Raw genomic sequence first — 17,105 nt, forward strand, 5'->3', positions numbered from 1 at the left:
TGTCACATTCCTTAAAGAATTCTCAGTACAATGCTTGGGCACCTTGGACTTTTGCTTAAATTTTAACAAAATTAATCCCCTCGGAATATTTCTCTTTTTGAAAAGCCCCTTAATGAGTAGCTACAAACAAACAATCGATTGGAAGGCTATTTTTGATCCCGCCTCAATCATTTACATCGTTGCCGGTGTTATTTGTGCCGCTCTCGCTTTGAAGGGATTTATGCTACCCAATAAGTTTCTGGACGGAGGAGTAACGGGAATTGCGATCATCGCAAACCTTAAGTTCGGCATCAACCTGAATCTCCTTTTGGTGGTTATCAATTTGCCGTTTCTTTGGTTGGGATGGAAAAAAATCGGGAAGACCTTTGCGATTCAATCGACCTTCTCTGTTTTTCTGCTGGTGGTAGTTCTCGCATTGATGGACTCCTTGAAGATCGACGTTGCAGTGACTGAGGACTTCGTCTTGAGTGCGGTTTTTGGAGGAATGCTGATGGGCGTTGGGATTGGTTTAATCATTAGAGGCGGCGGTTTGATTGATGGCTTTGAGGTGATTACCGAATTTGTCCAAAAAAACTCGCCACTCTCTGCCGGAGAGATCACGGTCTTTTTGAACTCGCTGATCATGCTGTTTGCCGCCATATTTTTTGGCATAGAACCTGCGATGTATTCCATCCTGACCTACTACACAGCGATCAAGATGACCGATTATGTGGTGGAGGGATTTGAGGAATATACCGCGCTCACCGTGATATCCCGTGAGGAGGAAAAAGTCAAGGAGTTGATAGTGAAGGATTTTGGGAAGGCAATTTCAGTATATAAAGGTGAAAGAGGTTATCTTCCTGAGACGTTTCATATAAAACATCCCTGCGACATTATCATGACTGTGGTCACGAGACTGGAAGTACACCGAATGAAAGAGGCGATTCAAAAAATAGACCCTAGGGCCTTCTTTTATGTACAAACGATCAAGGAAGTCAAAGGTGGAGTAATCAAAAGGGTCGGTAAAAAGCACAGCTGATGGTTTTTGAAGAAATCCAACATACGATTTACCGAGAGATATTGGCAAAATTGCCACAGTACCTCATGTATCACAATCTCGGGCACACTGCCTATGTGTTGGATCAGGCCATTTTTTTGGCAAAAGAATCTGAAGTCTCCGCTTCGGACATTCATTTGCTGAAGCTGGCGGCGCTTTTTCACGATACCGGGTTTATAGACAATCCCAAAGATCACGAGGAAAAAGGCTGTAAGATTGCTGAGTCCTACCTCGAAGGCTTCTACACTTCAGTGGAAATGGACAAAATCAAAGGGATGATCATGGCCACCAAAATTCCCCAAAGTCCCACTAATCACTTGGAGAACATCCTTGCGGATGCAGATCTTGAATATTTGGGAACTGATCTTTTTGATCAGATCGGTGAAACGCTTTATCAGGAACTAAAGCATTTCAACCCGGACTTTACCCAGCAGGCTTGGGACGAATTGCAGCTTGTATTTATGCAAAAGCATCACTACCACACCGAGTACTGCCGCATCCATCGGGAACCTAAAAAACAGGAAAATCTCCTTATGGTAAAAAAACGGTTGGGGCTGGCCTAGCTACGGCAGTGTGTCTTTCACGAATAGTATCCAAGACAAATTCAACAATTACCCGGTTGTCAAAAATCGTAAATCCGCATCACTTCAGCAATCCTATCGATTCTGGAAAGATGCGGATTTGACCGTATCCGGGTGAGTCGTGTCTGACTCGTGTTACACAAATGCAAAGAACACGAGCCAGATCAAAAAGAGAATCGGAAGAAGGATGGGTATCGTGAAGCGGATGAGGTACCCGAAGAAGGACGGCATCTTTATGCCGCTTTGCTCCGCGATGGATTTGACCATGAAGTTCGGTCCATTGCCGATATAGGTCATCGCTCCAAAAAACACCGAGGCGATGGATATTGCCAGTAGCTGAAATGTCGTGTCCGAATCATTCATCGTGTTGGCTGCAAACTCCCTCACCTCTGCGATGTTGCCAATTTGCGAGCCCTCAGAAGCCATAGCGGCGGCTAAGAAGTTGAGGTAGGTTGGCGCATTGTCCAAGACCGCCGACAGGGTTCCGGTACCCCAGTACAGGGTATTGACAGTGATCAGTTCAGCCCCTTCAGGTGATTTGGCAAAATTGCCTACCAATTCCAAGGCAGGCATCATGGTTCCGAATATGCCGACAAAGATGAAAGCCACTTCGCGGATAGGTTCAAAATTGAACTCATTCCCTTTGATGGCTCGTTGATCAGCAAACTTAAAGGAGAAGAACGCGACAGAAAGCATGATGATTTCCCTAAGGAAAGAGAATTTCTGTCCATCATATACGATCGCAGGCACACCTTCAATCACATTTGGATCGAGGAATACCGCGCAGATGATGATCAGCAGCCAGCCAAAGTTTTTTGCTCCGACGAGCGTGAATTTATTGGTGTAGATGATTTCTTCGGTGTATTCGTCATCATTGGCCTTGCCAAACTTGCGATCCAGAAAGAAGAATCCTGTCGCTAGTAGTGCCAGAGCCATCGCCCAAGCAGGCCAGTTGTGTTCCAATGTCCAGAAGAAAGGAACCCCCTTCAAAAAACCCAAAAACAACGGTGGGTCACCGATTGGTGTCAAGGAACCGCCGACGTTGCTGACCATCAGGATGAAGAAAACGATGTGATAGGCCTGGATATTTCCTTTGTTTAGGCGGATAAAGGGACGGATCAAAAGCATAGATGCACCGGTCGTTCCTATCAGGTTGGATACAATAGCGCCGATCAACAGGAGCGAAACATTCGCCAACGGAGTGGCTTTTTTATCAATCTCGATCAAAATGCCACCCGAGGCCACATACAGAGAGGCCAGCAACGCGATAAACTGGATGTATTCCGCCAGGGCATGCACGGGAGCATGGACGTTGCCCAACACAAACAAGTAATAGGCGACCACCAAGAGTGAAAATCCGACCGCTACCTTAGGATAATTGTGGTGCCAGAAATGCTCGTAAAAAAGCGGTCCTGTGGCTATCATCAATAGCAACGTAACAAAAGGGATGACTAGCCAAGTGGGGGCGTAGTGGTGTACTTCTTCGGTGGAATGGTCCGCCGCTGCGTCCACTTGCGTGTGCGAGGCATCCGTTTGGGTCAGTAATTCTGGGGTATTTTCAGCCGAAAAGGCATAGGAATCGGTGGGTTCAATTAAGCCAAAAAACAATATTCCGAAAAGTAGGGATAGACTTATAAGATATTTCTTCATTTGGTTGGTTTAATATGTCTGGGCTTACTTTTCGGAAATTTGGGCAAATTATAGTCGGGATTCTTTCTCGTTAGCCGTTCGCTAAACTACTGATTTTGATGGAAACTGACCAACTTATCAAAACGCAGGATCAGGAATTCATCAAAAATTAACTCAGGCCCTGGATCTTTCTTTAGGGTTTTACACGAGTTGTGTCAAAGCTATTTTAAAGGAGATTTGAGCCAGTTTGGTTTTATTGGGGTTTTCAGAAAATGTTTTTTCCATGGCGTTCTTGATCGTGCTGGACACATCCGCGAAAATTGCCTTGTCTGTAACCTCTGCATTCTCGCTCATCAGATAGGCAAAGACCCGAGCCATTCCGCAGTTGGCGATGAAGTCGGGGATAACGGCGATTTTTTCATCTGCCCAGACGCCCGTAGGACCAAAGAATATCTCTGAATCGGCAAATGGCACATTGGCACCGCAGGAGATTACTTCCAATCCGGCAGACACCATGCGGGCTACCTGATCCTGATTGATCAGACGTGAGGCGGCAGCGGGGATGAATATTTCGTTTGCCAGATCCCAGATGCGAGCGTTCACCTCTTCAAAAGGAAGGAGGTCCTTGTGAGCAAGTTTGTTGCCGTTCCGATTGACGAATAGTTCGCGGATCTCGTCGAGGCCAAATCCCTCCTCCTTGATTAACCCCCCTTCTCTGTCGATGATTCCCACAATTGTCACACCGGATACAGCCAAAAAACAAGCCGCGGCAGCGCCGACATTTCCCCATCCTTGGATAATTGCGCGCTTTTCGTTTATGTTTCCTCCCCATATCGAATAGTAGTGGCAGACGGCTTCGGCTACTCCGTATCCCGTGATCATGTCGGCTACCGTGTATTTTTTTGGCCCGTTGGGAGTGTACTTCGGATCCTCCAAAACTTTGGAAACACCCTGTCTCAATTGTCCGATCTTTCGGATTTTTTGGGGTTCATTGGCATGAAAATGCCCGTTGACGATTCCTTCCTGCGGATGCCAAAGTCCAAAAGCTTCTGTAATGGGGATGACTTCGTGGATTTCGTCGACATTGAGATCGCCTCCCGTTCCGTAGTAGTTTTTGAGCAGCGGCATGACGGCTTTGTACCAGCGCTCCAGCACTCCGGATTTTCGGGGGTCAGCGGGGTCAAAGTTGATTCCCGATTTTGCGCCACCGATTTCCGGGCCCGATACGGTAAATTTCACCTCCATGGTTTTGGCCAGAGACTCGACTTCTCGCTTGTCCAGGCCTTTTCTCATGCGTGTGCCCCCGCCAGCAGCACCACCCCGGAGCGAGTTGATCACCACCCAGCCTTCGGCTTCAGTTTCCGAATCGTTCCATTCAAAGACGATTTCCGGCTTTTTGTTTTCAAACTTTTCTAGCAGATCCTGCATTGTATTTGGGTTTATTGTCTTCCCAAAAATATGAAAAATACGGTGCTGTGATCAAGGTTCTTCGGATGGTCGGTCAGCCGTAGACCGTTCCTCCGCAGCTGTCTTCGGAAGCTCCGGTGACAGAGGCCAGACAATTCGTATCTCCTCTTAACCGTAACACACCCAGAAATGCAAAAATCAATGCCTCTTTAAACTCGATCAGCTCAGAATTTACCTCCAACTGCTTCCATTTTTGCTCAAGAAAATGATCGAGTCGCTCTACGAAATAGGCATTGTAAGCTCCTCCGCCAGTAATCAGAACCAAAGGAAGTTCAGTTGTTGAAAAAGTACGAATCACCGAAGCGATCTGAAACGCGAAATGCTCAACCAAGGTACTAAGGCAGTTTGCCGGATTCAGACCGAAACTTTCAATCAGCGGTAAGAAGTCACTTTCCATTTCCTCTCTTCCAAGAGATTTGGCGGATGTATTTGCATAAAAAGGCAGGTCGTTGAGCGCTGCGAAAAGCGCTGGGTTGACAGTCCCAGAGCGGGCGATTTCTCCACCGGCATCATAGGTTTTTCCGAGCTTGAGTGCTTGGGCATTGAGAAGCAGGTTAAAAGGGGAGCTGTCGAATGCTGCTCGTATCCCGTTTTTTTCCATGGAGATGTTGGCGATGCCGCCCAGGTTGATGCAAAAGTCTGCCAGCGGGAAAAGCAGACGATCACCAATCGGAACCAGCGGTGCACCCTGTCCGCCTAGCTGCACATCCCGCATCCTAAAATCATTAACGATACGCTCTCCTGAGGCCTGGTGAAGTGCCCATCCGTTGCCGATCTGTAGACTCAGGCCATTGGCAGGCTGGTGAAAAACCGTGTGGCCGTGAGAGGCGACGGCCAGGGGTTTGATCTGAAACTCGTGGCAAAAGCCTTTGACCTGCTCTCCCATCCATCTGCCAAAATTTACATCCAATTGGGAAAGGTGTAGGCCAGAAAGCTCATGAGCCTGAGAGAGATTTTTTGCCAATTCAAAAGGAAAAGGGTAGGTCTTTGCTTCGACGATCTCAAAACTCCAATTCTGCTGATGTTCAAAATTCACGTAGGCTAAATCAAGCCCATCTCCGGAGGTGCCGGACATCAAACCAATCATACTGTATTTTTCCGGGCTCATGGGTTAAAGATTGTTAAGTGCAGCAGCATACCAAATATAATTCCAGACGTGGAAAAGTCCATTTTTTAATAATGTCTATTTTGCCACCTGAATGAGAAATCTAGTCATAGATATTGGCAATACCCGGGTCAAGTCGGCGCTTTTTGAAGGGTCCGAACTCATGGGGGACTATTCGTTTGAATCAGTGGATGCGGCGCTGCCTTTTTGGAAATCAATGGAGTTTGGAGCCTGCATCGTCAGTTCGGTGAGCATAGCTCAGGAAGAGTTGGCTGAAAAAATTCCATTTCCTTTCCATTTTCTCAGTTATCACACTCCGCTACCGATTCTGAATGGCTACGCTACACCAAAAACTCTCGGCTTGGATAGGATCGCAGCTGCGGTAGGTGCCTGGCTGCTGGCTGGGAAAAAATCCGCACTTGCCATAGATCTCGGAAGTTGTATTACTTTCGAGTTGGTGGATGAGCGGGCAATCTATCGGGGAGGGGCAATTAGTCCCGGCTTGAAGATGCGGGCGAGTGCCATGAATTCCTTTACCGCGAGACTACCCTTGGTGGATTTGGACAAAAAACCTGAAAATCTCACCGGAGATTCGACGATCAGCTGTATGCAGGCGGGAATCTGGTATGGTGTTGAATTTGAAATGATAGGTCAAATCGATTCGTATCGTCTTAAATTTCCCGAAATAACCGTCTATATCTGCGGCGGTGATTCTCAATCTTTTGAATCATTGGCAAAAGACCACATATTTGTAGTCCCAAATTTAGTCCTGCACGGACTGAATTGTATACTAAACCACAATGTTGAGTAAAAACTGGTTGAAATCGATGGGTGTGCTGTGCACCCTTTTAATAGTTACGGAGGTCAAAGCGCAGACCAGCTCCTCTACTTACAGTGCCCTGGGAATCGGGGAGTTCAATTATTCCGGTCTTACCCAAAACCAGGGCATGGGCGGTATGGGCATCAGTTATGGTACTGGATGGCAGGCAAATAATGTCAACCCAGCGATCACCACGAGAAATACGATCTTTAATTTCCAAGCCGCGTTGAACTATAAGCGGATCAATGTGGATAACGGCACCGAAACCTCCAAGGTGGACGGTGGAGGTCTATCTTACGTCGCAATGTCATTTCCGATCAAATCTGGAAAATTCACTTCTGGGATGGGCTTGGGGCAGATTACCAGTGTCAACTATCGTCTGAGAGTTGACAGTGAGGTTGCCAATTCGGACTTTCACGCCAACAACTACCTCCGGGGCGATGGGGGAATCTCTGAAGCATACATCAACTTTGGGTACCTACTTGCCAAGAATCTAAGCATTGGTGCTCACGGATCTTACCTGTTTGGGTCAACCATCCGAACCAACCAATTGCTCATCACCGACGAAGAAGGGTTTAGCGTAGGCAATGCATCGGAATACTACGAAAGACTGACCGTGTCCGATGTAGGATTTAAGCTGGGGGCTCACTATATGGTAAAAGTTTCTGAGAAAGGAAATCTGCACTTAGGTGCCATTTATCAGAAATTGGGGGAAGTTAATGGAACTGGATTTGCAAAACTTGCAGGGATTGACCAAGCTAGCAACCCAGACTCAGACGGAGATCTGATTGCCAATGACGAACCAGGGAATATTTACATTCCCGACCGAATCGGATTCGGCCTGACTTATGAGAAAATGAATAAATTTGCATTAGCACTGGAAGGCCAGTTCCAAGATTTTACGAAATATCAAAATTTCTTTGGAGACGAGCTTGACCTTCATGAAGCCAAAAAAGTGGCTTTGGGTTTTCAGATCGTGCCAAATTATTTGTCATTTGACAATTTGTTGATGAGAGGGACTTACCGAATCGGTTTGGAATGGATGCAGACGCCTTACTACCTAAATCAAACTAGCATCAACGATATCGGGCTGACTCTAGGCGCGTCAATCCCTGTGAATCAGTTGTCTTTGATTAACTTCGCCTTTAAGGCAGGTCAAAGAGGCACATTGGATAATGGTCTGATCAAAGAAAACTACATTAATTTTACACTTGGATTCTCATTGAATGACAACAGCTGGTTTTACAAAAGAGTATTCGAATAACAAAATTTAAGAATTGAATAGAAAGCAAGGCCCAAACTTTGCATTACTGAAATAGGATCAAACCAAAGAAACCGAAATAAAACCTTACTGAATATGAAAATTAAATCTACTCTTCTGGGATTGGGAGCTTTGCTTCTTTCCGGCCTGGTTCAGGCACAGGATGGCTGGAACTGGCCAGCTGACGCTGCTCAAGAAGCCAAGGCGAGAGAGCTCAATGCTGCCTACGTGGACTACATGAAGTCCGAGCAGTTTGTGGAAGCTACCAAGCCGCTAAACTGGCTACTGGTAAATACACCGGAGCTCAACGAATCGATCTACATTAATGGCGTAACCATCTACAAAGGGGCTGCTGACAAAACTACGGATGAGGCCAAGAAGGTTGCCTATCAGGACAGCGTCATGACGATCTATGAAACCCGAGGAGAACTTTACAACAACGAGGCAAAGTGGATCGAAAACAAAGCCTACTTCGGATACCTGTTTTTCAAAAGTGACAAGGACAAAATCCCGGGTGTAATTCTTGATTTTGAAAAAGCGATTGAGTTGAACGGAAACATCAACCACCAGTTGGTTGGTGCTTACTTTGATTTGATCTATAGAAACAACGCCTATAACAAAGCTTACTCCGGCGAACAAGTCTTGGCTAAATATGAAATGGCAAATGGACTTTTGAACAAATCTGAAGCAGAAGGCAAGGATGTCACTAGCTCAAGAAACCTACTAGAGCAGGTGCTTGTCAACATGGAGCTGATCGACTGTGACTTCATTGAAAACACCATGGGACCTAAGCTCGCGGCAGATCCAGGCAATGAAGAATTGGCAGATCAGATTTTTAAGTATTCCGTACAATACAAGTGCTTTTCTACAAATTCATTTATGCAAGCGTTGGAACTAATTGATTCCAAAAAACCAACGTTCGCTACTTCGCAGGTGAGAGCAATGAGATATATGGCTTCCGGTGATTTTGATAAGGCTGAGCCCGTTTTGGAGAAAGCGTTGACTTTGGCAGAGAATCCAAAGCAGAAAGCCGAAATCCACATGGAGTTGGCAAAGATCCATACTAAAGCAGGCAGAAAAAGTCAAGCTAGAGCATCTGCAAAAGAAGCGGCAGGACTCGACGCTGAACTTACGGCATCAGCCTACGGTCTAATCGGTGACCTGTACATGTCAGCTTCTAACGATTGCCGTGGCGGAACCAGCCGTGCAAAAGACTATTCCATCTTCATCGCTGCGTACAATGCGTATCAAAAAGCTGGTGATTCTAGAGGAATGGGTGAGGCTAAAGCTAGATTCCCTTCCAAAGAAGAATTGTTTACTGAGGGACTCCAAGTGGGTAGCTCCATAAGCACAGGATGCTGGATTGGTGAGTCAGTAACCCTGGCTACCAGAGACTAACAATATACAAACTGAAAAAAGGCAGTCCAAAAGGCTGCCTTTTTGCGTTGGGTGGGTTTACTACTATTCCATTTGGATATACGCTAGTTTGCCAGTGACTCCCTTAGACTAGTATTCGGAGCTCTCAACGATATCCAGGCCTAACATCGGTCATACGTCTTCCAGCCACATTGACCAAGCAAATTCGTTTACTGGCAGAATTCCGTATATGCAGACTATTCAATTATCTTTGAAGCCAATGAAAAACCGAGCCTTGTGTCTGATGCTGGTTGTTGGATCCTTTCTTTTTTCCTGTCGGGAAAGTGTAGATCCAGAGGCACTCAAAGTGTACGACGGCCCCATGAATTCCGCCACTAATATTTTTTTGATACATAGCGATTCAGCAATAGTTCGCTCTGAAATCAGCGCCGCACGGCAGCTGGAATTCCTTAATGGCGATCAGGAGTTTCCAGAGGGGATAGACATTAAGTTTTATACCAAAGAGGGCGAGCTGGAGACGACTATGATAGCCGACCGCGGCTATTTCATCAAAAGCGAAAACCTATACAGAGGCGAAGGAAATGTACAGATCAGAAACTTGATCAAAGATCAAAGCTTGAAGTCCGAAGAGATTTTCTGGAATCAGGCTAAACGGAAGATTTATACCGATAAATTTGTGACGATTCAGGACAAAGGAACGCTGCTCAACGGTACCGGACTGGAGTCCGATGACAGTTTTTCGGATTATCAACTCAAATCACCCAAAGGTCAAACCGAATTGCCTGGCGAAGGAATATGAAAATAGGAGATGTATTGATACTTTCACTAGCGCTGGCGTTGGTCGTGATTGGGGTTCATCAGAGCATGACAGTCGGTGTTGGCGGCTCCTATCCTATTTTCATGTTTGCGGTAGCAATGTTGTTTTGGTTTCAGCTTCGTCGAAACAAAGCCTCCACAACGCAGAAAGACCCACCCGCCACCAACAACAAAAAGAAGAAGAAGAACTAATCATGGATACGAATTATTTGTTTTATGTCATCGTCACCCTTGTTTTTTCGGCCTTCTTTTCGGGAATGGAGATTGCCTATATATCTGCCAACAAATTGCAAATCGAGCTTCAAAGCAAGCAGGGGTTGTTGAGTGGGCGTATCCTCAGTCAGTTTGTCCAGAAGCCGGGTCAGTTTATCGGCACGACGCTGATTGGAAATACCATCATGCTGGTGCTTTATGGTACATTCATGGCATTTTTGCTGGATCAGCCGTTGAGGAATCTGTTGCCCGGACCGTTGAACAACGAGGCCTTCATCTTGATCAGTCAGACCGTTCTTTCTACGATCATCGTATTGGTCACTGGGGAGTTTTTGCCCAAAAGTTTTTTCATGCTGAATCCCAACAGCATGATGACCTTTTTTGCTTTGCCTTTTTTCGGAATCTATTACCTTATGTATCCGATCGTTTGGCTGATTGTGGGACTCTCCAGGATCTTTATCACCAAGGTACTCCGCTTGGAGTACAATGAGGAAAAGCCCGCGTTTACCATTACGGATCTTAACTCTTTTATTAAGGAGCACTTCCCAGAGGCAAATTCGAGCAATAAAAAGATGGAGATTGACTCAAAGATCTTTGACAATGCCATCGAATTCAAAACGATACGGGTGAGAGAGTGCATGATCCCTCGGACGGATATCGTAGCGGTAGAGGTCGACGATACGATCTTAGATCTCAGGAGTGTGTTTGAGGAAAGTGGCCATTCCAAAGTGATCGTATACCGCGAGACGATAGACGAGGTGATCGGCTATTGTCACCAGCTTGAGCTGTTTCGGAAGCCGAAAACCATTGAGGAGATTTTGACCCCAATCATCATTGCGCCTGAGTCTGCCTTGGCCAATGAGCTTTTGATTCAGTTTATTCAGGAAAGAAAAAGCCTGGCGCTGGTAGTGGATGAATTTGGAGGGACAAGTGGAATTGTTTCTATGGAAGATATTATTGAAGAAATCTTCGGAGAAATAGACGACGAATACGATCAGGATGATCTGATCGAGCAGAAGGTGGAGACAGATGAATATCTCCTGAGTGCGCGCCACGAGATCGATTATCTCAACGATAAATTCGGGTGGGATCTGCCATACGGGGACTTTGAGACGCTTTCCGGCTTGATATTGTCACTTACCGAAACACTTCCCAACAAGGGGGAAAGTGTGACTTTTGGAAAATATACCTTCACAGTTGTGACCAAGCAGGCACACCGGATCGAAACTGTCCGGCTGAAAATCAGCGGATCAGGGAACATTTAGGTCTGACTTTGTTCTGGGGGAAATTTTGAATTTCGCCCCCAATGCTATTATTTTGCGACACTTCTAAAAAGCGTAGTATCAATAATGGCGTTAATTAAGCAAATAAGACAGCGGACAGGTCTCGCAATCGGTGTAATAGCCGGCGGGTTAATTTTATTCCTCCTCGGGGGAGACCTCTTGAGCCCCAATTCCTCTCTACTCAATTCCAACAAAAATATTGTCGGTGAAATCGCAGGCGAGGAAATCACGCTTGAAGAATATTCCCTCAAAGTGGAAGAGTTCAAAGCGATGTTCCAACAGCGAACCGGCCGTGTGGCTTCCGAAGCAGAGATGGTCTCCGTGAGAGAGCAGGCTTGGCAGGCGATGATCGTGGAGCAAGTATTTGATGAAGAATACGAGAAGCTCGGTCTGACGGTATCCAATGCAGAATTGGTGGATCTGGTACAGGGCAAAAACATTGTCCCAGAACTCAGAGCACAATTGGTGAATCCACAGACGGGTCAGTTTGACAAAAATCAGCTGATTTCCTTCCTTCAGACTTTGGAAACCGCAGATCCGGCACAGCAAGCGGGCTGGGCTCAGCAGGAAAAACTCTTCGCGCAGTCCAGATTGAGAATCAAATACGACAATCTATTGGCTACTTCTGAGTATGCCACCACGGCTGAAGCAAAGCTGGAATACAAAGCAGCAAACACGATCGCTGATGCGTCTGTGCTATTTGTTCCTTATTATGTGATAGCAGATGGGGATGTGACCGTCGAAGAAAGCGAGCTGACCGCTTACCTGAAAAAAAATCAGGAGAAATTTAAAGTTGGAAACACCGCAAATCTTGAATATGTCGCTTTTAGCATTTTGCCAAGTGGACAGGATTCTGCATCGGTCATTTCCAGAATAACCGGATTGACCGAAGAGCTGAGAACGGCGGATAACGATTCTGTGTTGGTAAGCAGAAATTCTGAAGTACAGAATCCATTTGCTACCTACCGACCTGGTGACCAGCTTCCCATGAGCCTTACTACCAATGCTGGTGAACTTACCGTGGGCCAGACCTATGGCCCATACGTCACAGCTAACTCAACGTACGTCACCTACAAGGTTTCTGACCAATACGAGGGCGCTCCTAGAATGAGAGCATCTCATATCCTCTTCAGCACAGAAGGAATGGATGAAGCGGGTAAAGCAGCTGTCAAAGCCCAAGCCGAGACCGTCTTGGCGGATATCAAAGCCAACGGAAACTTTATCGTAGCAGCCAGACAATACGGCCAAGACGGTACCGCACAAAATGGCGGTGATTTGGGTTGGTTTGCTAAGGAAGATTTCGTGGAGGAATTTGCGAATCCTGTTTATGCAGCCAAGTCAACAGGGTTGCTACCCGGAGTGGTGGAGACAGAATATGGCTATCACATCATTGATGTCACTGAGCTATCAAAGTCTACCTACACCAAGCTTGCTACATTGGAGCTGGAGTTGGTTGCCTCTGATGCGACTCGAAACGAAGCCTTCAGGAATGCAGATTCTTTTGCAGCTGAGAGCGGAAACAGAAATGAATTCACCGAAAACGCCACCGAAAGTGGATACAGAATCCTTCAGGCAAATGGTGTCGATGCGACTTCTAGAAACCTGAACAACCTGCAAAATGCCCGTGAAGTAATCATCTGGGCCTTTTCTGACGCTTCGACAGGTGAAGTGTCGCCGGTTTACGAGCTTGACAATTCTTATGTAGTTGCCAGCTTGGTCAGCAGAAAAGAAGAAGGAGAGGCTAAACTTGCCGACGTGCGAGAGCAGGTAGAGCAGCAGGTGCGCAACGACAAGAAAGCAGCCATGATTGCGGAGAAACTTTCGGGCAAGACCACCTTGGAAGAAATGAAATCTGTTTTCACGGATGCGGCGATCAACGAAATCCCAGATTTGAAACTCAACACTTCCGTCATTGCGGGAATAGGATTTGCTCCTAAAGCGATCGGTTCTATCTTCGGACTTCAGTCTCCAGGCCAGCTCACGAAGCCTGTCCAGGAAGATATAGGGGTAATAGTCGGACGACTGAACAACCTGACTCCAGCAGCTGAAATCGGTGACTATACGTCCTACCAAGCACAATTGAGCATGGGCGGATCTCAACGAATGACCTATACTATCATGATGGCACTTCAGGATTTGGCTGACGTAAAGGATTACCGATACAAATATTATTAAGGAGAATTTCTCCCGATAGAAAAAAACCCATCTCACATGGGTTTTTTTGCGTTTAGCCCGATTGGCGGGCGCGTTTAGCTGCTTAAAATAGTGTGCGAAAACGGAAAATTGCAGGCTTTCCTGAGGCAGCACTGACGTGGCATTAAGGAGATAAGAAAGAAAAAGCGCCGAAACATCTGATTCTAAAGTCTTTTTAGGGCGTAACAGAAATGCCAATCTGGGTTTATACTGTGGCGAGAAAGGAGTAAGTTTACCTGATGGAAAAAAAGTTTGATAAAGCGGCGTTCAAAGAGAAGCTAGAGGCTTCCGGACAGTTTCCGATGCTTTATATGTTTAAATTCATCGTACCCAAGGGGAGTGAAAATCAAGTCGGCGCACTATTTCCCAAAAACGAAGTGGTGCTCAAGCCGAGTTCGGGCGGAAAATATGTTAGTACGACCATCCAAGTCATGATGGACAGCGCAGATCAAATCATAGAATTCTACGAAAAAGCAGCCGAGATCGAAGGCGTTATTTCCTTTTAAACCAATCAAGCTATGTGGAGAGAAGAAAACAACCGATTGAAGAAGACTTTTGAATTTGCAGATTTTCAGGAGGCCTTTGCCTTTATGGTGCGGGTGGCTTTCTTGGCAGAACAGCAAAATCACCATCCCAATTGGTCTAATGTGTACAATTCAGTAGAAATTGAGCTTACCTCCCATGATGCCGGAAACACTGTAACCGAAAGAGATCGTAAACTGGCGAAGTCGATTGATAAGATTTTGCAATGAGTGAGATTACCGTCAATCTCTTCTTGGTGCCTACACCCATCGGCAATCTCAAGGATATCACGTTGCGGGCTATGGAGGTGCTAAAGACCGTAGACGTTATCCTTGCCGAGGACACCCGTACGAGCGGAATGCTGCTCAAGCATCTGGAGATCTCCAGACCGCTTCAGAGCTACCATATTTTCAACGAGCACAAGGCCGTCGAAAAGCTCGTGGAGCGGATGAGGAAGGGAGAAGTCTTTGCGCTGGTGAGCGACGCAGGTACTCCGGCGATCTCTGATCCAGGCTTTCTGCTGGTGAGGGAGGTTTTGAGCGCCGGACTGGAGGTGCAGTGTCTGCCGGGGCCTACGGCGTTCGTGCCGGCTTTGGTCAATAGTGGTCTGCCCAATGATCGCTTTGTGTTTGAGGGTTTTTTACCTCACAAAAAGGGCCGCAAAACAAGAATCGACTCCCTGGTGGAGGAGACTCGAACGATCATTTTCTACGAATCTCCCCATCGTCTGCTCAAAACGCTCGAGCAGCTCGCAGAGAGCCTTGGGGCAGAGCGTCAAGCATGCGTGTCTCGGGAGTTGACCAAGCTGCATGAGGAAAATGTTCGCGGCAATCTGGCGGAACTTATAGAATACTATAAAATCAATCCACTGAAAGGAGAGATTGTCCTCGTCGTTGCTGGGAAACCGGAGAAGCGGGAAAGTCGCGAGGAGCGGCAAGCATCCAAAAAGGAAAAATGGAGTAAGTCGGAGTAAGTCCCAGATGAGCATATACTTCGTATTTATACATTCATATTTCGTACTTTTTCATCAAAACCTTGAAACCATTGTACATTAAATCTACCCATTTCATGCTTTCCCCAGATCAACTCAGTACCATTTTAGAGCAAACTCAGGAAGTCGCAAAAAAGGTCGGTGCCTTTATCCGCAAGGAAAGACAGCATTTTGATGTGGCCAAAGTCGAACACAAAGGATTTAATGACTTGGTCTCCTATGTGGACAAAGAGGCCGAGCGGCAGATTGTAGATCGGCTGGCGACTATTTTGCCGGAAGCAGGATTTATCACGGAGGAGGGGACGAACACCACGCTGGCGGACGTCTACAATTGGGTCATCGATCCGCTGGACGGGACGACGAATTTCATACACGGGATTCCATTTTTCGCAGTTAGTATTGCCTTGATGGAGGGGAACGAGCTTGTCTTGGGCGTAGTGTACGAAGTCAATCGGCACGAATGTTTTTATGCGAAGCGTGGCGGCGGAGCTTTTTGCAACGATACCCGTATCAAAGTGAGCACTGCACCTGACTTCTCGGCATCCCTCATTTCCACAGGATTTCCCTACTACAATTTTGATCTGATCGATCGCTATCTGAACTCGATGAAGTCTCTGATGGAAAAAACGCACGGATTGAGAAGAATGGGCTCGGCGGCGGTGGATCTTTGTTATGTTGCAGCTGGACGTACAGAGGGCTTCTTTGAATACAATCTAAACTCCTATGATGTTGCAGCAGGGGCGTTGATCGTGCAGGAAGCGGGAGGAACGGTCACTGATTTTTCAGGTGGCGGCGATTTCATTTTTGGGAGAAGGATCGTTGCCAGCAATGGAAACATTCATCCGGACTTTCTAGCCGTTTTGGACGACCACTGGAAAGACCTATCCTAACAGAAAGTACCAAATCAACAGACTAATGGCCGAGATCGGCATGCCCAAGCCGGAGAGTAGCGTCGCCAACTTGGGGTGAAGCCCAAATTGCATCGCCACGATGGATCCCGTGATCATCGGGGCCATACCACTTTCCATGACAGTTACTTTGAGATCAAGGGATTCAGTTGGGATAAAATTCCGGTACGTCAGCCAAACAATCGCAGGAGCTAGAACCAGCCGATAGGCAAGTCCATACCAGAAAAAACGGGAGGAAAGCAAAGCCATATCTGCCGAAAGCTTCAAGCCTATGGCCAAGAGCGCCATGGGGGGCATGGTTTTGCCAATCAATTGAAGGAATGGAATAAGTAGATCTGGAGTTTCGAGCTCAAGTAAGCTCATGAGCAAGGTGGCGACGAGAAAGCCGAAGGGCGGAAATTTGAGGATCTTCATGGGCACTTTGGACAGACTTTCGCTGTGATTGCCATACAGCGAACCCACTAGAATGGAAAGTGAGGAGACGATCAGGAACGATCCGCCCTGGTCAATCAGCAGCGCCGTCGGCAAACCGGCCTTTCCATAAAGGCCCTCAATGACAGGAAAACCCAGAAATGAGGTATTTGCCAACCCTGCCACGATGATCAGACATCCGGTCGTATTGTTTCCCCAGTTAAATTTTTTTCCCAAAAACCCGAAGATGAGCCAAGAAAGCAAAAACGTAAACCAGGCGGAAGAAATGGGAATCAATAAGCCCCAGCTCAGCTTGATCTCGGGAATGTAAAGGAGCGCTAGAGCAGGCAGGACAATCTTGATGAGATAGGATTGTACCCAGGTAGCCGCAGTGTGTGTAGGAAATCCAGGGATTTTTTGAAGAATGAGGCCCAAAAAAAGACAGCCCACAGCGATGATTACTCCTGTCATTCCCGAATATGTTGAAACTTA

General features: G+C 46.6%; 17 protein-coding genes. 13 read left to right on the top strand and 4 right to left on the bottom strand.

The window, feature by feature from the left end:
* The first annotated feature begins 112 nt into the window (after nucleotides 1-112).
* Nucleotides 113-1,018: a YitT family protein gene (locus ABD031_RS02475; RefSeq protein WP_343848214.1), complete on the top strand. Its 906-nt coding sequence runs from the start codon at nucleotides 113-115 to the stop codon at nucleotides 1,016-1,018.
* Complete coding sequence (locus tag ABD031_RS02480) at nucleotides 1,018-1,599, top strand: HD domain-containing protein (protein WP_343848215.1); 582 nt, start codon at nucleotides 1,018-1,020, stop codon at nucleotides 1,597-1,599. Before ABD031_RS02475 ends, ABD031_RS02480 begins: the two co-directional genes overlap by 1 nt.
* A 153-nt stretch (nucleotides 1,600-1,752) precedes the next feature.
* Here ABD031_RS02480 and ABD031_RS02485 read toward each other — a convergent pair whose 3' ends face one another.
* From ABD031_RS02485 to ABD031_RS02495, 3 genes are all read right to left on the bottom strand, one after another.
* Nucleotides 1,753-3,267 carry a sodium:proton antiporter gene (locus ABD031_RS02485; protein WP_343848216.1) on the bottom strand — a complete coding sequence of 505 codons (1,515 nt, stop codon included), beginning with the start codon at nucleotides 3,265-3,267 and terminating at the stop codon, nucleotides 1,753-1,755.
* 180 nt (nucleotides 3,268-3,447) lie between these two features.
* Nucleotides 3,448-4,674: a Glu/Leu/Phe/Val dehydrogenase dimerization domain-containing protein gene (locus tag ABD031_RS02490; protein ID WP_343848217.1), complete on the bottom strand. Its 1,227-nt coding sequence runs from the start codon at nucleotides 4,672-4,674 to the stop codon at nucleotides 3,448-3,450.
* Nucleotides 4,675-4,747: 73 nt separating this feature from the next.
* Complete coding sequence (locus tag ABD031_RS02495) at nucleotides 4,748-5,821, bottom strand: anhydro-N-acetylmuramic acid kinase (RefSeq protein ID WP_343848218.1); 1,074 nt, start codon at nucleotides 5,819-5,821, stop codon at nucleotides 4,748-4,750.
* Between the two features lie 91 nt (nucleotides 5,822-5,912).
* Between ABD031_RS02495 and ABD031_RS02500 the strand changes: the two genes are divergently transcribed.
* The 11 genes from ABD031_RS02500 to ABD031_RS02550 all read left to right on the top strand — a co-directional run bounded on the left by ABD031_RS02500 (nucleotide 5,913) and on the right by ABD031_RS02550 (nucleotide 16,184).
* The gene (locus ABD031_RS02500) at nucleotides 5,913-6,629 is read left to right on the top strand and encodes a type III pantothenate kinase (protein WP_343848219.1); all 717 of its coding nucleotides are present in this window, start codon (nucleotides 5,913-5,915) and stop codon (nucleotides 6,627-6,629) included.
* On the top strand, nucleotides 6,619-7,902 hold the full coding sequence (bamG, locus tag ABD031_RS02505) for a BamG family beta-barrel-assembly machinery protein (protein WP_343848220.1): 1,284 nt from the start codon (nucleotides 6,619-6,621) through the stop codon (nucleotides 7,900-7,902). The genes ABD031_RS02500 and bamG overlap by 11 nt, the downstream gene beginning before the upstream one ends.
* 93 nt (nucleotides 7,903-7,995) lie before the next feature.
* Entirely contained in the window at nucleotides 7,996-9,297 is a 1,302-nt protein-coding gene (locus ABD031_RS02510) for a tetratricopeptide repeat protein (protein WP_343848221.1), read from the top strand.
* Between the two features lie 238 nt (nucleotides 9,298-9,535).
* Nucleotides 9,536-10,075 carry an LPS export ABC transporter periplasmic protein LptC gene (lptC, locus tag ABD031_RS02515; RefSeq protein ID WP_343848222.1) on the top strand — a complete coding sequence of 180 codons (540 nt, stop codon included), beginning with the start codon at nucleotides 9,536-9,538 and terminating at the stop codon, nucleotides 10,073-10,075.
* A gap of 14 nt (nucleotides 10,076-10,089) precedes the next feature.
* A complete protein-coding gene (locus ABD031_RS02520) occupies nucleotides 10,090-10,284 on the top strand; it encodes a hypothetical protein (protein WP_343848223.1) in 195 nt (64 codons plus the stop codon).
* Between the two features lie 2 nt (nucleotides 10,285-10,286).
* Nucleotides 10,287-11,570, top strand: a complete 1,284-nt coding sequence (locus ABD031_RS02525; protein ID WP_343848224.1) for a hemolysin family protein — start codon at nucleotides 10,287-10,289, stop codon at nucleotides 11,568-11,570.
* A gap of 84 nt (nucleotides 11,571-11,654) precedes the next feature.
* Nucleotides 11,655-13,763, top strand: coding sequence for a SurA N-terminal domain-containing protein (locus tag ABD031_RS02530; RefSeq protein WP_343848225.1), 2,109 nt, complete (start codon nucleotides 11,655-11,657; stop codon nucleotides 13,761-13,763).
* A gap of 257 nt (nucleotides 13,764-14,020) precedes the next feature.
* Nucleotides 14,021-14,287 carry a DUF493 family protein gene (locus ABD031_RS02535; protein WP_343848226.1) on the top strand — a complete coding sequence of 89 codons (267 nt, stop codon included), beginning with the start codon at nucleotides 14,021-14,023 and terminating at the stop codon, nucleotides 14,285-14,287.
* 12 nt (nucleotides 14,288-14,299) lie between these two features.
* Nucleotides 14,300-14,533: a 4a-hydroxytetrahydrobiopterin dehydratase gene (locus ABD031_RS02540; RefSeq protein WP_343848227.1), complete on the top strand. Its 234-nt coding sequence runs from the start codon at nucleotides 14,300-14,302 to the stop codon at nucleotides 14,531-14,533.
* Entirely contained in the window at nucleotides 14,530-15,276 is a 747-nt protein-coding gene (rsmI, locus tag ABD031_RS02545) for a 16S rRNA (cytidine(1402)-2'-O)-methyltransferase (RefSeq protein ID WP_343848228.1), read from the top strand. The genes ABD031_RS02540 and rsmI overlap by 4 nt, the downstream gene beginning before the upstream one ends.
* A 95-nt stretch (nucleotides 15,277-15,371) precedes the next feature.
* Nucleotides 15,372-16,184, top strand: coding sequence for an inositol monophosphatase family protein (locus ABD031_RS02550; protein WP_343848229.1), 813 nt, complete (start codon nucleotides 15,372-15,374; stop codon nucleotides 16,182-16,184).
* Here ABD031_RS02550 and ABD031_RS02555 read toward each other — a convergent pair.
* On the bottom strand, nucleotides 16,176-17,084 hold the full coding sequence (locus ABD031_RS02555) for an AEC family transporter (RefSeq protein ID WP_343848230.1): 909 nt from the start codon (nucleotides 17,082-17,084) through the stop codon (nucleotides 16,176-16,178). The two genes, ABD031_RS02550 and ABD031_RS02555, sit on opposite strands and share 9 nt — an antisense overlap.
* Nucleotides 17,085-17,105 lie beyond the last annotated feature (21 nt).

This window comes from Algoriphagus jejuensis (genome assembly GCF_039523455.1).
GTDB lineage: Bacteria > Bacteroidota > Bacteroidia > Cytophagales > Cyclobacteriaceae > Algoriphagus > Algoriphagus jejuensis.

Excerpts from the sequence above, each read along its gene's own strand:
- ABD031_RS02510 (WP_343848221.1), top strand. The coding sequence starts at position 7,996 with ATGAAAATTAAATCTACTCTTCTGGGATTGGGAGCTTTGCTTCTTTCC.
- bamG (WP_343848220.1), top strand. The coding sequence starts at position 6,619 with ATGTTGAGTAAAAACTGGTTGAAATCGATGGGTGTGCTGTGCACCCTT.
- ABD031_RS02530 (WP_343848225.1), top strand. The coding sequence starts at position 11,655 with ATGGCGTTAATTAAGCAAATAAGACAGCGGACAGGTCTCGCAATCGGT.
- ABD031_RS02555 (WP_343848230.1), bottom strand. The coding sequence starts at position 17,084 with ATGACAGGAGTAATCATCGCTGTGGGCTGTCTTTTTTTGGGCCTCATT.
- ABD031_RS02550 (WP_343848229.1), top strand. The coding sequence starts at position 15,372 with ATGCTTTCCCCAGATCAACTCAGTACCATTTTAGAGCAAACTCAGGAA.
- ABD031_RS02480 (WP_343848215.1), top strand. The coding sequence starts at position 1,018 with ATGGTTTTTGAAGAAATCCAACATACGATTTACCGAGAGATATTGGCA.
- ABD031_RS02535 (WP_343848226.1), top strand. The coding sequence starts at position 14,021 with ATGGAAAAAAAGTTTGATAAAGCGGCGTTCAAAGAGAAGCTAGAGGCT.
- lptC (WP_343848222.1), top strand. The coding sequence starts at position 9,536 with ATGAAAAACCGAGCCTTGTGTCTGATGCTGGTTGTTGGATCCTTTCTT.
- rsmI (WP_343848228.1), top strand. The coding sequence starts at position 14,530 with ATGAGTGAGATTACCGTCAATCTCTTCTTGGTGCCTACACCCATCGGC.
- ABD031_RS02475 (WP_343848214.1), top strand. The coding sequence starts at position 113 with ATGAGTAGCTACAAACAAACAATCGATTGGAAGGCTATTTTTGATCCC.
- ABD031_RS02485 (WP_343848216.1), bottom strand. The coding sequence starts at position 3,267 with ATGAAGAAATATCTTATAAGTCTATCCCTACTTTTCGGAATATTGTTT.
- ABD031_RS02495 (WP_343848218.1), bottom strand. The coding sequence starts at position 5,821 with ATGAGCCCGGAAAAATACAGTATGATTGGTTTGATGTCCGGCACCTCC.
- ABD031_RS02500 (WP_343848219.1), top strand. The coding sequence starts at position 5,913 with ATGAGAAATCTAGTCATAGATATTGGCAATACCCGGGTCAAGTCGGCG.
- ABD031_RS02540 (WP_343848227.1), top strand. The coding sequence starts at position 14,300 with ATGTGGAGAGAAGAAAACAACCGATTGAAGAAGACTTTTGAATTTGCA.
- ABD031_RS02525 (WP_343848224.1), top strand. The coding sequence starts at position 10,287 with ATGGATACGAATTATTTGTTTTATGTCATCGTCACCCTTGTTTTTTCG.
- ABD031_RS02490 (WP_343848217.1), bottom strand. The coding sequence starts at position 4,674 with ATGCAGGATCTGCTAGAAAAGTTTGAAAACAAAAAGCCGGAAATCGTC.